Here is a 15,549-nt window from a genome sequence, read left to right on the forward strand (position 1 = left end):
ATTCTCCGTGCCCGCCACGGTTACCCGTGGCGGGCTGGGGTCACGATCGATCAGAACCCGAACGTCGCGCCAACCGAGGCGCCAACGCTGCCGCCGCCCGTCGACTTCGAGACGTGTGCGTTCAGGAGCAGACGATCCGACACGTACCAGTTCGCACCGAGTGCCAGGGCGCTTTCACCGCCGTAGGTACCGGCCGCCGCGGCCATCTGGAAGTTGCCTTCCGCGCGGGCGTTCGGGATCAACGACGAGGCTGCCATTGCCGCGGCACCCAACGTGTTGACCTGCTTGCGCACGATGCCGATCTGCTGGTTCGTGTAGGCGTTGGACTGCTGCGTGGCCTGCTGAACCGCGCTGCCCGTGGCATTGCTGACCGCGTCGTTCAACTGGCTGACGTTGACCGCGTCGGTGCCAGCCGTGCCCGCTGCGACGTTGGTGACCTGGCGTTCGTTACCCGCCGAGCCCACCGACACCGTATTGGCACGATCAGCCACCGAGTTCGCACCCAGCGCCACCGAGTTCGCCGCGCTTGCGGTCGAGCCCGCGCCAATCGCCGTGGTCTGGTTGCCGGTCGCGTTCGCGCCTGCACCCATCGCCGTCGACTGACTGCCGCTTGCCACCGAGTTCGCGCCGCCTGCCGTAGCATGCGTGCCCGTTGCCTGTGCCGCTTCGGTGTTGCGGTCGCCTTGCGCCGAGAACATCGGGTCGGTCGCGTTTTGGGCGATGTTCGTCACGTCGGCGATAGCGGCGTTCATCTGGCCGACATTCACCGCGTCCGTGTCCGCCACACCGGCCGCCACGTTGTGGATCGTGACTGCCTTCGTCGAATCCGAGCCGCCCAGCGTGATCGAGTCCTTCGCCGACGAGTCGTACATCACGGCGTTAGCCATCGTGCCGTTGATGTTCGTAATGTCGCCTTGCAGGTTCGAGATGTCCGTCGTGTTCTGCGTCACACGGCCGTCGAGGTTCGTGATCGCGCCAGCCACGTTGGTGTACGTGCCGCCGTTCAAGATGAACGTCGGGTTCGAGATCGAACCGTTGCCGTTCACCGTCGAACCGCCGCCGATCGCGCTGGCCGTCGAACTTGCCAGGTTGTACAGCTGCGAACCGTTCACCGCGTCGAAGCTCGATGCATTCACCAGACCGTCTGCCACGTTGTGCAGCGCCACCGGCGTGGTCGAACCCACACCGCCGAACGTCACCGAATCGTGCGCCGACGAGTCGTACATCACGGCGTCAGCCATCTGACCGTTGATGTTCGTGATGTCGCCTTGCAGGTTCGAGATATCCGTCGTGTTCTGCGTCACACGGCCATCGAGGTTGGTGATCGCGCCGCCAACGTTGTTGTAAGTGTCGCCACCCACGTTGTACGTCGGAGCCGAGATCGAACCATCGCTGTTCACCGTCGAACCGCCGCCCAGGGCGTCAGCCGTCGAGCTGCCCAGTGCGTACAGTTGCGAGCCGTTCACCGCATCCACGCTCGATGCGTTCACCGCACCTGCCGACACACCCGTCAGAACACGCGTGCCTGCCGTGCCCGTGAAGTCCACGATCGAACCGTCCGTGTCCTTCGCAACGGTGATGTTGCGCGACGTCGGGTCTTGCTGCACCAGACCGATCGTGCCGTTGTTGATGTTGTTGGTGATGTTCTGGATGTCGCTGGTGTTCTGCGTCACACGGCCATCGAGGTTGGTGATCGCGCCGCCAACGTTGTTGTAAGTGTCGCCACCCACGTTGTACGTCGGAGCCGAGATCGAACCATCGCTGTTCACCGTCGAACCACCGCCGAATGCGTCAGCCGTCGAGTTCGCCAGGGTGTACAGCTGCGAACCGTTCACCGCGTCGAAGCTCGATGCCGAAACTTCGCCCGCTGCCACGTTGTGCAGCGCCACCGGCGTGGTCGAACCCACACCGCCGAACGTCACCGAATCATGCGCGGACGAGTCGTACATCACTGCATCAGCCATCGTGCCGTTGATGTTCGTGATGTCGCCGTTCAGTTGCGTGAACGCGTCGCCTGCGTTGTTGAACGTCTTGCCGCCGATGATGTAGGTCGGGTTCGTGATCGAACCATCGCTGTTCACCGTCGAGCCGCCGCCCATCGAGTCAGCCGTCGAGCTGGCCAGGTTGTACAGCTGCGAGCCGTTCACCGCATCCACGCTCGATGCGTTCACCGCACCGTTCGATACACCCGTCAGAACACGCGTGCCTGCCGTGCCCGTGAAGTCCACGATCGAACCGTCCGTGTCCTTCGCAACGGTGATGTTGCGCGTCGTCGGGTCTTGTTGCACCAGACCGATCGTGCCGTTGTTGATGTTGTTGGTGATGTTCTGGATGTCGCTGGTGTTCTGCGTCACACGCCCATCGAGGTTGGTGATCGCGCCGCCAACGTTGTTGTAGGTGTCACCACCCACGTTGTACGTCGGAGCCGAGATCGAACCGTCGCTGTTCACCGTCGAACCGCCGCCCAGGGCGTCAGCCGTCGAGCTGCCCAGTGCGTACAGCTGCGAGCCATTCACCGCGTCGAAGCTCGATGCCGAAACTTCGCCCGCTGCCACGTTATGCAGCGCCACCGGCGTGGTCGAACCCACACCGCCGAACGTCACCGAATCATGCGCGGACGAGTCGTACATCACTGCATCAGCCATCGTGCCGTTGATGTTCGTGATGTCGCCGTTCAGTTGCGTGAACGCGTCGCCTGCGTTGTTGAACGTCTTGCCGCCGATGATGTAGGTCGGGTTCGTGATCGAACCATCGCTGTTCACCGTCGAGCCGCCGCCCATCGAGTCAGCCGTCGAGCTGGCCAGGTTGTACAGCTGCGAGCCGTTCACCGCATCCACGCTCGATGCGTTCACCGCACCGTTCGATACACCCGTCAGAACACGCGTGCCTGCCGTGCCCGTGAAGTCCACGATCGAACCGTCTGTGTCCTTCGCAACGGTGATGTTGCGCGACGTCGGGTCTTGCTGCACCAGACCGATCGTGCCGTTGTTGATGTTGTTGGTGATGTTCTGGATGTCGCTGGTGTTCTGCGTCACACGCCCATCGAGGTTGGTGATCGCGCCGCCAACGTTGTTGTAAGTGTCGCCACCCACGTTGTACGTCGGAGCCGAGATCGAACCATCGCTGTTCACCGTCGAACCGCCGCCCAGGGCGTCAGCCGTCGAGCTGCCCAGTGCGTACAGCTGCGAGCCGTTCACCGCGTCGAAGCTCGATGCGCTCAGCACGCCATTCGCCACGTTGTGCAGCGCCACTGCCGACGAGGCACCCGTGCCGCCCAGCGTCACCGACGTATGCGCCGACGAGTCGTACAGCACAGCATCACCCAGCTTGCCGTTGATGTTCGTGATGTTGCCTTCCAGCGTCGTCACGTTGCCCGCAAGGTTCGAAACGTTCGCGTTCGTCGCGTACAGTTGCGAACCGTTCACCGCATCCACGCTGGATGCGTTCACCGCACCTGCCGACACACCCGTCAGAACACGCGTGCCTGCCGTGCCCGTGAAGTCCACGATCGAACCGTCCGTGTCCTTCGCAACGGTGATGTTGCGCGACGTCGGGTCTTGCTGCACCAGACCGATCGTGCCGTTGTTGATGTTGTTGGTGATGTTCTGGATGTCGCTGGTGTTCTGCGTCACACGCCCATCAATGTTGGTGATCGCGCCACCAACGTTGTTGTAGGTGTCACCACCCACGTTGTACGTCGGAGCCGAGATCGAACCGTCGCTGTTCACCGTCGAACCGCCGCCCAGGGCGTCAGCCGTCGAGCTGCCCAGTGCGTACAGTTGCGAGCCGTTCACCGCGTCGAAGCTCGATGCCGAGACTTCGCCCGCTGCCACGTTGTGCAGCGCCACCGGCGTGGTCGAGCCTGCACCGCCCAGCGTCACCGAGCTATGCGCCGACGAGTCGTACACAACCGCGTCGTTGAGCTTGCCGTTGATGTTCGTGATGTTGCCTTCCAGCGTCGTCACGTTGCCCGCGAGGTTCGAAACGCTCGTGTTCGTCGCGTACAGCTGCGAGCCGTTCACCGCGTCGAAGCTCGATGCGCTCAGCACGCCATTCGCCACGTTATGCAGCGCCACTGCCGACGAGGCACCCGTGCCGCCCAGCGTCACCGACGTATGTGCCGACGAGTCGTACAGAACCGCATCGTTGAGCTTGCCGTTGATGTTCGTGATCTGGCCGTTGATGCTCGTGATGTTGCCTTGCAGCGTCGTCACATTGCCCTGAAGGGTCGTCACGTTGCCCGCGAGGTTCGAAACGTTCGTGTTCGTCGCGTACAGCTGCGAGCCGTTCACCGCGTCGAAGCTCGATGCGCTCAGCACGCCGTTCGCCACGTTGTGCAGCGCCACCGCCGACGAAGCACCCGTGCCGCCCAGCGTCACCGACGTATGTGCCGACGAGTCGTACAGAACCGCATCGTTGAGCTTGCCGTTGATGTTCGTGATCTGGCCGTTGATGCTCGTGATGTTGCCTTGCAGCGTCGTCACATTGCCCTGAAGGGTCGTCACATTGCCCGCGAGGTTCGAAACGTTCGTGTTCGTCGCGTACAGCTGCGAACCGTTCACCGCGTCGAAGCTCGATGCGCTCAGCACGCCATTCGCCACGTTGTGCAGCGCCACCGCCGACGAGGCACCCGTGCCGCCCAGCGTCACCGACGCATGCGCCGACGAGTCGTACAGAACCGCATCGTTAAGCTTGCCGTTGATGTTCGTGATCTGGCCGTTGATGCTCGTGATGTTGCCTTGCAGCGTCGTCACATTGCCCGCGAGGTTCGAAACGTTCGTGTTCGTCGCGTACAGCTGCGAACCGTTCACCGCATCGGTGCTCGATGCGCTCAGCGCGCCGTTCGCCACGTTGTGCAGCGCCACCGCCGACGAGGCACCCGTGCCGCCCAGCGTCACCGACGTATGCGCCGACGAGTCGTACATCACCGCATCGATCGCACCGCCGGTCAGCGTAGTGATCTCGCTGTAAATGTTGGAAATGTCCGACGTATTCTGAGTGACCTTCGAGTTCGTCGCGTACAGTTCCGAGCCGTTCACCGCGTCCGTGCTCGTGGCCGTCACGCGGCCAGCCGCCACGTTCGTGATCGTGCGCTCGGCGCCTGCCGTGCCGACGCTCACCGTACCCGTAGGCGACGTGCCGGCGTAGGTATAGACCGTGCCGCCGATCGTACCGCTGGCCGTGCCAACCGCAGCAGCCGTGGTCGCGCCGTTGCCCAGTGCTACCGAGTTCGCATCCGTGGCGTTTGCGCCGTTGCCAATGGCAATCGCGTTCGTGCCCGAAGCCGAGGCCACCGGACCGATTGCCGTCGAGTTCGTACCCGTCGCCGACGAATCATTCAACGCCGAATTCGTGTGGAAGTACTTGATGCCACCGCCGTTGTTGATGTTGTTGACGGTGTTCGAGAGGTTGGTGACGTTCGTGTTCGTCGCGTTGAGCTGCGAACCGTTCACCGCATCGGTGCTCGTTGCGCTCAGCGCGCCGTTCGCCACGTTGTGCAGCGCCACGGCCGTGGTCGAGCCCACACCGCCCAGCGTCACCGACGAATGCGCCGACGAGTCGTACATCACCGCATCAGCCAGCTTGCCGTTGATGTTCGTGATCGAGCCCTGCATGCTCGTGATCTGACCGTTGATGGTCGTCACGTTGCCCTGCAGCGTCGTGATGCTGTTCGTGTTGGCCGTGACCTGCGTGTTCGTCGCGTACAGTTCCGAACCGTTCACTGCGTCCGTGCTCGCGGCCGTGATCTGGCCCGCTGCGACATTCGTGATCTGGCGCGTCGCACCCGCGGTGCCGACGCTCATCACGCCCGTCGGCGTGCCGCCCGCATACGTATAGGTCGTGCCACCAATCGTGCCGCTTGCCGTGGTGACAGCCGCTGCCGTGGTCGCGCCATTGCCCAGCGCCACCGAGTTCGCCGTCGAGGCATTCGCGCCGTAGCCGAGGGCGATCGAGTTCGTATTCGACGCTACCGCGTTCGTACCGATCGAGGTCGAATTCTGCCCGGCAGCGGTCGACTGATAACCCAGCGAAGTCGCGTTGACCTGCGACGCCGTGGCACCTGCGCCCAACACCACCGTCCCGGTGGCAATCGCCTTGCTGTTCATGCCAATTGCAGTCGCCTCGCTTCCGCCGCCGGCCGCCGTGGCAGCCCCGCCCAACGCAATGTCGCCCATGCCGCTTGCCAGGGCGCTACTGCCAATCGCTTGCGCGTAGTTGGCGAGCGCCTGGGAATTCGTGCCGAGTGCGACGGACGACGTGCCCGTGGAGGTCGATGCCTGGCCCATGGCGATCGCAGACGTGCCGGAAGCCGAAGCCACCGGACCGATTGCAGTCGAGTTCGTACCCGTCGCCGACGAATCATTCAACGCCGAATTCGTGTGGAAGTACTTGATGCCACCGCCGTTGTTGATGTTGTTGACGGTGTTCGAGAGGTTGGTGACGTTCGTGTTCGTCGCGTACAGCTGCGAACCGTTCACCGCATCGGTGCTCGTTGCGCTCAGCGCGCCATTGGCCACGTTGTGCAGCGCCACCGCCTTGGTCGAGCCCACACCGCCCAGCGTCACCGACGAATGCGCCGACGAGTCGTACATCACCGCGTTGGCCAGTTGGCCTTGCATGTTCGTGATCTGGCCGTTGATGGTCGTCACGTTGCCTTGGAGCGTCGTGACCTGCCCCTGGACGGTCGTCATTTGACCTTGCAGCGTGGTGATGCTGTTCGCGTCCGCCGTGACCCGCGTGTTCGTCGCGTACAGTTCCGAACCGTTCACCGCGTCCGTGCTCGTGGCCGTAATCTGGCCCGCTGCCACATTCGTGATCTGGCGCGTCGCACCCGCGGTGCCGACGCTCATCACGCCCGTCGGCGTGCCGCCCGCATACGTATAGGTCGTGCCGCCAATCGTGCCGCTTGCCGTGGTGACAGCCGCTGCCGTGGTCGCGCCGTTGCCCAGCGCCACCGAGTTCGCCGTCGAGGCACTCGCCTGGAAGCCCACCGCGATCGCGTTCGTCTGCGAGGCGGATGCAGCGGCACCCAACACGACGGCATTATTGCCGGTGGCCGTCGCGTAGCCGCCCAGCACCGTGCTGTTGCCCGCCAGCGCAGCGGCACCAGCACCCACTGCCGACATGGCGTTGTTGCCGTCCGCCACGAGCGTTATTGCATTCCCCCCGATGGCTACCGAACCGCCGCCGCCTGCCGTTGCATGCCCCCCGAGGGCGGTATTTCCCATGTACGTCGCAGTCGCGCCATCGCCGATCGCAATCGCGTCGGTCATCGCTTTGCCGCTTCGGACAGCCGCCGCGTTCGGACCGATAGCAATCGTCCCGTACGCGTTCGCCTGCGCGTCGTCGGAGCCGTCGTTGTTACCCGCCGCCTTGAAGTAGCGCGAGCCCGTGCCGTTGATGATGTTGGTGATCTGCGAATCCGCTGCATAGAGTTGCGAACCGTTCACCGCGTCCGTGCTGGCAGCCGTCACCTGGCCTGCTGCCACATTCGTGATCTGGCGAGCGTTGCCCGCCGAGCCCACGCTCACCACACCCACCGGCGCACCGCCTGCGTAGTTGTACGTCGTGCCGCCGATCACGCCGCTGGCCGTGGCCACGCCCGTGGTATTCGCCACCGAACCGTAACCGATGGCTACCGCATTCGCGACGCTCACAGTCGCCATGCTGCCGAGCGCGACGCTGTTATTCGCAGAAACCGTGGAACCGGAACCGAATCCGTCCGAAAAGTTACCGTTCACGCTAACCGCCGAACCATAGCCGGCAGAATTCACGCCAGAGACGGTACTGTTATCGCCGACAGCTAGCGCGTGATCGCCGATCGCCTGGTTGCTCTGGCCAATAGACAAAGCATCGGTGCCGTTCGCCAGCGCCATACAACCAATCGCGATGGCCGAACCCGAGGTGGTCAGCGTGTTAGTGGCCGACGGAGCGGTCGTGCAGTTTGCGCCTGAATAGCCAATTGCAGCAATCGAGTTGCCATTACCGTCTTTAACATACCCTGTTGTGTTCGCGTGCGCGGAACCAGAGATCAGTGCCGCCCCGCCAATAAAGACCGCGGCTCCGAGCAATCCAGCTGATTGTTTCGAAGAACCTCCCTTACGGCGCGATGCGGCATTCTCCTGAGCGGCAACCCAGGTTCCCGTAGTTTCATTCCAGACCGAACGATAGGTCTTATTCATTTGCAATCCTTAACAATATTTCAAGATCTAGAGAATTTGACGGGTCTTGGAATCCCGCCCGAAATCACACTCAAGCCACCGCCAGACTCCGGCGAAGCGTCACTGCCAGCTTCGCTTCCGAACCGCAGGCCAACCGCTTGATTTCCATGAGTTAGTGTCTTCTTCGCCGGTTCTCGAACCAATCGGACAAGTTCGAATAAGGCGACGCCATGCCATCGGATACGACGAGTGATTAAAGGGCATGAGCGGATTACCACAGTGCAGCCACGCAGGGGGAAAGCCATGGCTTCCCAGTGCGGCCGATAAAGGCGTCAGTGATTCAGGTGACGTCTGGAACTGTTCGGTTAGCGCATTGGCGTGCGAAGGCACCACCTGCTATGCCGCACGGATGTTACGGAGGGGGGGGAAGGATGCGTATCGGAGAATTCTTATTTTTCTCTCGGAGTTGATCCGAAAAATCCCGAGACGCGATTGAAACGTTAGAGAAGCTTTAGGATTGGCCGACGCAACATTCAGAATTGCGCCGACCTAAACAACCAAAACTTCAGCGATACGCGTTGATCTTGTCGCGCGTACCCTGGGCAGCCATTGCGGCCGCCTGCGCGTAGTCGTCGCCCTTGCTCGCGTAGAGGATCGCGCGCGACGAATTGATGAGCATCCCGGTGCCGTTCGCCGTGCGACCTGCGCGAACCGTCGCCTCGACGTCGCCGCCCTGCGCGCCGATGCCCGGAATCAGCAGTGGCATGTCGCCAACAATCTCGCGCACCACTTCAATCTCCTTCGGGAACGTCGCGCCCACCACGAGGCCCAGTTCGCCGCTCGCGTTCCACTTCTGCGCCGCGAGGGCCGCAACGACCTGGTACAGCGGCTTGCCGTCGGTCGTGAGAAATTGCAGGTCGGAGCCCCCGGGGTTCGATGTGCGGCACAGCACGATCACACCCTTGCCCGCATGCGCGAGCCATGGCTCGATGGAATCGAAACCCATGTACGGATTCACCGTGACGGCATCCGCCTTGAAGCGCTCGAACGCCTCGCGCGCGTATTGCTCGGCGGTGCTGCCGATGTCGCCACGTTTGGCGTCGAGGATCACGGGCAGGCCCGGATGCTTCTCATGAATGTGGGCGATCAGCGCTTCGAGTTGATCCTCGGCGCGATGCGCGGCGAAATAGGCGATCTGGGGCTTGAACGAGCATGCGTAGGGCGCGGTGGCGTCCACGATGTCCCGGCAGAATTCGAAGATCGCATCGCTGCGGCCCGCCAGCGCGGCGGGGAATTTCGTCGGCTCGGGATCGAGGCCAACGCAAAGCAGCGAGCCAGTGCGCTGCCAGGCGGCGCCGAGGGTCTGGGTGAAGGAGGTCATGATGAAAAGCTCGCGGCGAGCCGGTATGAGGGAAAACGGCGCGTATTTTACCCGGCTTGGCAACCGGTGCCGCGCGACGGCGCCTGTCGCCTTCGGGCGTGGACGCCCGAGGAATCTCCTCGAGCGTATTTCATCAGACAAACGAAGCGCAGGCCTCGGCTCGCCCGGCGAGCCTTACGCCCGCGCGCGAGCGCCCTTGCCACGCGCTCCCGCCCGGCCGCGCGCCCCGGCACGGTGCGGGCTCGCCGCAGCGCGCATGTCCATGCGCTCGACGGTGAAGGAAAAGCGCCGCACGAGCCGCTCGCCATGCGCGAGCACGGTCATGCCGTTGGCGTCGCCGCCGCCGTGCAGATTCACCGCATTGATCGGATGATCGACGGGCTCGAAGCAGAAGAAGTCCGCACCGGGCGGCGTGTAGAGCACGTAATAGTCAGTGTTGGCGCAGATCGAGAGCGAGAGCCGGCGGCGCTCCCACACCACGGCGGCACGTCCGCTCCAGCCGCTGAACGCGTGATTCACGAGCTGGTCCGGCAGCGGATACGCCACGCCGAACTGCCAGGCAGGCGGCGCGGGTACGTGACGCACCGGCAGCCAGTCCTGGCCCGAGAGCCACAGGCCGCTGGCGGGCGCGGAAAGCTCCGTGCTCGCGTCGCGCGCGAGGAACGGGTGTACGCCCAGGCCGAACGGCATCGCATCGCGGCCTGTGTTTTCCACTTCGAGCGCGATCGTGAGCGCGGCGCCGTCGAGCGCATAGGTGAGCGCCGCACGGTACGAATAGGGTTCACCGTCACTGCGGTCGAGCACGAGGCGCACGTTTTCGCGATCGGCGCTGTCTATGCTCCATGGCGCGAGCCAGCCGTCGCCGTGAATCGGCAGCGGTTCGCTGGCGCGATTGCGCGGCACTTCGATATCGCGCCCGGCAAAGTGAAAACGCCCTTCACCAATGCGGTTCGAATAAGGCAGCAGCGGGTAACAGGCGAGATCGTTCGGGTCCATGCGTGCGCTCACGCGCTCGCAACGGCGGAACACGGGTTCGAACGTGCCTTCGCTGCGCCAATCGAAGCGCGTGATCCCGCCGCCCAGTTGGGGCGCGACGTCGAGCCGCAGGTACGCGTTCGCGAGCGTCACGCAGGCCACGTCGCTCGTGAGCGCCGCGCCGATCGCAACGGCGGAGGTGCTCGGCCCCGGCAGCACGGGATGCGTGGCGGCTTCGAGCCGCGCGCGGCGTGCAGCAGCGGGAGAGTTGGGCAATGCGGTTGCAGCGGCGGCTTTGGGCAATGAAGCCGAAGCGCCTGGGGAGACGGTGGAACGGGTGGGTCGACGCACAGCGGAATTCGCGACGCTCATAAGATGCTCCTCGAGAGGCATGTTTGATTGCCGCCGACCAAACGTAAAAGCACGGCGGCTCACTGGTGGCCTGCCCGTTTCCATGCGCTCGCTCTCGCAGGGTCCGGCGGCCGCTTCTTGTGTTCGCCCTTCTACTGGTACTGGCAAAGCCGACTGCTCACTACCGATCGACTGCATCTGTTGCCGAAGAACAACGACTCTCCGTCTTTTGCTTCGCGCACGCCTGAGTTGCGGCTGGTGCTTTCACCGAGGGCGGCGCACGCAGGCCACCCATCGAAGCGATTCGCACGCGCCTTCAGGCGGTGCTTAATACAACCGCGTCAAGCACGCGGACGCCCCTGGAACCGAGGTTCTTCAAGGCCCTGGCGGCCAATTCGAACCGCGAACACGCCGCCGGCATGCGGCTCGCGCGCGAGCGCCTCATCCTCCATTTCCTCGCGCGCGCTCGTGACATAAAGCGTGTCCAGAAGCGCACCGCCGAGCGTAACGCAGCTTGGCTGCGCTGTGGGAATCTTTACGCGCTCGGTTTCCATACCATCGGCGCCGTAGCGCACCACGCGCTCGCCGCCCCATTGGGCGTTCCAGAGGCCGCCTTCGGCATCGACGGTCGAGCCGTCCGGCACGCCGGTGTCGTCGGTCAGCGTGACGAACGTGCGCTGGTTTGCAATCGTTCCATCCGCGCCGTAGTCGCACGCGCGAATTTCGCGTGAGAGCGTGTCGCAGTAGTACATCGTCCCGCCGTCCGGGCTGAACGCGATGCTGTTCGAAATTGCCGGCGCGGGCAACGGCAGGCGTTCGAGCGTGAGGTCGTGATTCAGCCGATAGAAGCCGCCAATTGCCTGTCTGGGCGTTGCCTCGTACTTCGTGCCGAACACGAAGCGGCCCTGGCGGTCGCAACGCCCGTCGTTCAGGCGCGTCGGCACGCCGGGCTCGACTTCGACGATCGTTTCTATCGCGCCCGTCTCCAGATCGAAGAAGGCGAGGCGCGATTCAAGGCCGAGCAGCAGCGTGCGCGCGTCCTCGCAAAGTGCGAAGCACGCAAGGCGCTCCGGCATCGCCCAGGTGACGTGCTTGCCATCGCGTGCGTCGTAGCGTGCGAGGTGCTTGCCTGTGATGTCGACCCAGTAGAGCCGGCCGCGGCGCGCACACCAGGTCGCGCACTCGCCCAGCTCGCACTTCGCGTGCACGAGCAGTTCGGCCACCGCTTCGCTCGAAGCGCCTGCATTTGCGCTCATGCCCAGCCTCCGTCCACCACGATGTCCTGCGAAGTGATCATGCGGCTGTCGTCGGCGGCGAGAAAGAGCGCCATGCGCGCGAGATCCTCGGGCAATAGCTCGGCGTCGATACACTGGCCGCGCTTGATGTCGGCACGCCCCTCGTCGTCGAGCCACAGGCGGCGCTGCTTGTCCGTCATCACCCAGCCCGGCACGAGCGAATTCACGCGGATGCCGTAGCGCCCAAGATCCTTCGCGAGCCCGCGCGTGAGCCCCTGCACCGCCGACTTGCTCAGGGTGTAGACCGGCATGCCCCACTGCTTGAGCATCCAGCTGATCGAGCCCAGGTTGATGATCGAGCCCGCACGCGCGGCCTTCATGTCTTCCGCCACGGCTTGCGCGGCAAACAACTGGTGCCGCACGTTCACGGCGACGCATGCGTCGAACGACTCGGGTGTGACTTCGGCGAGCGTGTGGCGGCGGTCATTGGCAGCGTTGTTCACGAGCACCTGAATCGGCCCGAGCGCCGCCTTCACGTCGGCGATGGCGGCGCGCAGCGCGTCGATATCGGCGAGATCGCAGGCCGCGAAGAGCGGCTTGTGACGCGAATCGCCCAGTTCGTCGGCGAGCGCCTGGCCCGCGCTCGTGTCGATATCGAAGAACGCGACGCGCGCGCCCTGCGCCGCGAAGTGCTCGACGAACGACGCGCCGATGCCGGTCGCGCCGCCCGTGATCAGCACCACGCGGTCGGCGAGGCTCGGATAGCGCGCGTAGTTTTCGTGCGCGTGGCGCGCAACAGCATTAGCGGGAGACGACATCGTGTTGGGCTCCTGATGAATCGCTCGGTAGGGTTCTCGATCGCCGGGTTTAATCACGCGTCCCGCGGTTCTTCAGCTGGTCGAGCAGCACCGCCGCAAGCAGGATCGCGCCGCGCACGAGGTACTGGTAGAACGCGTCGATGTTGAGCAGGTTCATCACGTTCTCGACCGTGCCCATGATCAGCACGCCGATCACCACGCCCGAAATCGTCGCGCGGCCGCCCAGCAGCGACACACCGCCCAGCACACACGCCGAAATCACGTTCAGTTCGAAGCCTTCGGCCGCGTTCGGCTGGCCCGAGGTGATACGCGAGGCGAGAATCACGCCCGCGAGCGCCGTCACCGCGCCCTGAATCAGGAAGATCCACACGCGCGTGCGCTCGACCTTGATGCCGGCGAGGCGCGACGCCTCCGGATTGCCGCCGATGGCGAGCGTATTGCGCCCGTACACCGTTTGATTGAGCATCACGCCGAACACGATGAAGCAGATGAGCGTGACCCAGATCGGCAACTGCACGCCGAAGAACGAGGCCGTGCCCATGGCGATGAACGTATCCGACGACACACCCACGGCCTGGCCGTGCGAGGCGATGAAGCCCAGGCCGCGCACGATTTCCATCGTGGCGAGCGTGGTGATCAGCGCGTTGATGCGCAGATACGCGATCACCGCGCCGTTCACGAAGCCGATCGCGGCGCCCGCCGCCACCGCCGCGACAATGGCGATGAACGTGTTGTTCGTGGCGTTGAGCACCATCGCGCACAGTACGCCCGCGAAGGCCACGATCGAGCCCACGGAAAGGTCGAAGTCGCGCGAGGCGAGACAGAACATCATCGTGCAGGCCACCATGCCGATCTGCGAGACCGACAGCGCGAGGCCGAGCATGTTCTCGATCGAGAAGAAGTGATCGACAGTCAGCGACATCACGATGAACATGACCACGAAGATCACGATCAGGCTGTACTCGGTGATCTGCTGCCACCACTTCTGCTTGTCGCTGGGACTCGGAATCAGCGCGTCGGCGACGCTCTTGGCCGTCTCGGTTGCCAGGTTTTCTCTTGCTTGCATTTCAGTCACTCCTCCCCGTCCACTCATGCAGCCTTGGCCTGCGCGCGCTTGGGCAGCGCGAGGTCAAGCACCGCGTGTTCGCTCGCCGCGCTACGCGGCAACTCGCCCGAAATACGGCCTTCGCGCATCACCACGATGCGATCCGACACGCCGAGCACTTCCGGCAACTCCGACGACACCATCACGATCGCGCAGCCGCGTTTGGCGAGCTGGTAGATCACGTTATAGATTTCATGTTTCGCGCCAACGTCGATGCCGCGCGTCGGCTCGTCCAGAATCACGACCTTCAGGTCGGGCTCGGCGAGCCAGCGCGAGAGAATCGCTTTCTGCTGGTTGCCGCCCGAAAGAAAGCGGATCTTCTGGCGGCGGCTCGGCGTCTTGATCTTCAGCAGCTTGATGAAGCGATCCGCCGTTTCCGCTTCCTTCTTGCGGTCGAGGAACATGCCCGCGCGCAGAAAGTGACGGCGGCAGCTGATGTTGATGTTCTCCGAGACCGTTGCCATCGCAACGATACCCTGCTCCTTGCGGTCTTCCGGGCACAGCACGATGCCGTGACGAATCGCGTCGCTCGCGCTCTTCACGCGAATGGTCTTGCCGTCCAGTTCGATCTCACCGGCGCGCCGCTTGTGCGTGCCGTAGATGAGCTGCATCAGCTCGCTGCGCCCCGCGCCCACGAGCCCGAAGAAGCCAACGATCTCGCCCGCCTTCACCTCGAAGCTGGCCGCTTCGTTGAGCGGACGCCCGACGATTCCGCGCACCGCGAAGCGCACCTTGCCATGCTCGCGCGGCGAATAGTTGTAGATGTCGCTGATCTCGCGGCCCACCATTTCGGCCACGAGCGTTTCGCGCTTCACCTCTTCGAGCCTGTCGTGCGAGGCGACCTTGCGGCCGTCGCGGAAGATCGTGCAGGCGTTGCACAGCTCGTAGATCTCGTCCATGCGGTGCGAGATGTAGATGAGCGCACGATTGTCCGCGCGCAGTTCGCGCACGAGCTTGAACAGCACTTCGGTCTCGCGGTGCGAGAGCGAACTGGTCGGCTCGTCGAGCGCAATCACGCGCGCGTTGCGCAGCAGCGCCTTGCAGATTTCCACCATCTGACGCTGTGCGATGGAAAGCTTGCGCAGCTTCGCGGCCGGATCGAGATCCACGCCCATGGCGGCCAGCCGTTCGCGCACGAACTTGCGCGCCTCGCTGCGCTTCACCCAGCCGAGCGCATTGGGCAACGCGCCGAGCAGCAGGTTTTCCGCCACGGTGAGGTCGGGCACGTATTGCAGCTCCTGGTGGATCACCGCAATGCCCGCGCCGATCGAAGCCGCCGCATCGGAGAAGTGCACCTCGTTGCCGTCCATCAGGATGCGGCCGGAATCGGGCTGATACTCGCCGCCGAGTACCTTCAGGAGCGTGGACTTGCCCGCCCCGTTCTCGCCCATGAGGCCGTGCACTTCCCCCGCGTTCACCTCGAACGACACGCCGTCGAGCGCGCGCACGCCTGGGAACACCTTGCCGATATTGTCAAAACGCAGTGTCGCTGACACTTCGGTTTCCTCTCATTCGATGCGTT

7 protein-coding genes and 1 pseudogene are annotated in these 15,549 nt (G+C 63.9%); all 8 read right to left on the reverse strand.

The window, feature by feature from the left end:
* Window positions 1-50: 50 nt before the first annotated feature.
* Complete coding sequence (locus JMY28_RS02820; RefSeq protein ID WP_236596660.1) at window positions 51-7,877, reverse strand: YadA-like family protein; 7,827 nt, start codon at window positions 7,875-7,877, stop codon at window positions 51-53.
* A gap of 171 nt (window positions 7,878-8,048) precedes the next feature.
* Window positions 8,049-8,183: pseudogene (locus tag JMY28_RS39485) on the reverse strand (ESPR domain-containing protein); the annotation flags it as partial.
* Between the two features lie 544 nt (window positions 8,184-8,727).
* A complete protein-coding gene (pyrF, locus tag JMY28_RS02825; protein WP_201694384.1) occupies window positions 8,728-9,543 on the reverse strand; it encodes an orotidine-5'-phosphate decarboxylase in 816 nt (271 codons plus the stop codon).
* A 174-nt stretch (window positions 9,544-9,717) separates the two neighbouring features.
* Window positions 9,718-10,890 (reverse strand): aldose 1-epimerase, encoded by a 1,173-nt coding sequence (locus JMY28_RS02830; protein ID WP_201694385.1) that lies wholly within the window; start codon window positions 10,888-10,890, stop codon window positions 9,718-9,720.
* A 320-nt stretch (window positions 10,891-11,210) separates the two neighbouring features.
* Window positions 11,211-12,125 carry an SMP-30/gluconolactonase/LRE family protein gene (locus JMY28_RS02835; RefSeq protein WP_201694386.1) on the reverse strand — a complete coding sequence of 305 codons (915 nt, stop codon included), beginning with the start codon at window positions 12,123-12,125 and terminating at the stop codon, window positions 11,211-11,213.
* Window positions 12,122-12,922 (reverse strand): SDR family NAD(P)-dependent oxidoreductase, encoded by an 801-nt coding sequence (locus tag JMY28_RS02840; RefSeq protein ID WP_201694387.1) that lies wholly within the window; start codon window positions 12,920-12,922, stop codon window positions 12,122-12,124. The genes JMY28_RS02835 and JMY28_RS02840 overlap by 4 nt, the downstream gene beginning before the upstream one ends.
* Before the next feature lie 49 nt (window positions 12,923-12,971).
* Complete coding sequence (araH, locus tag JMY28_RS02845; RefSeq protein WP_201694388.1) at window positions 12,972-13,988, reverse strand: L-arabinose ABC transporter permease AraH; 1,017 nt, start codon at window positions 13,986-13,988, stop codon at window positions 12,972-12,974.
* Between the two features lie 23 nt (window positions 13,989-14,011).
* Entirely contained in the window at window positions 14,012-15,523 is a 1,512-nt protein-coding gene (araG, locus tag JMY28_RS02850) for an L-arabinose ABC transporter ATP-binding protein AraG (protein WP_201694389.1), read from the reverse strand.
* Window positions 15,524-15,549 lie beyond the last annotated feature (26 nt).

The organism is Paraburkholderia hiiakae, from assembly GCF_904848665.1.
Classification (GTDB): Bacteria; Pseudomonadota; Gammaproteobacteria; order Burkholderiales; family Burkholderiaceae; genus Paraburkholderia; species Paraburkholderia hiiakae.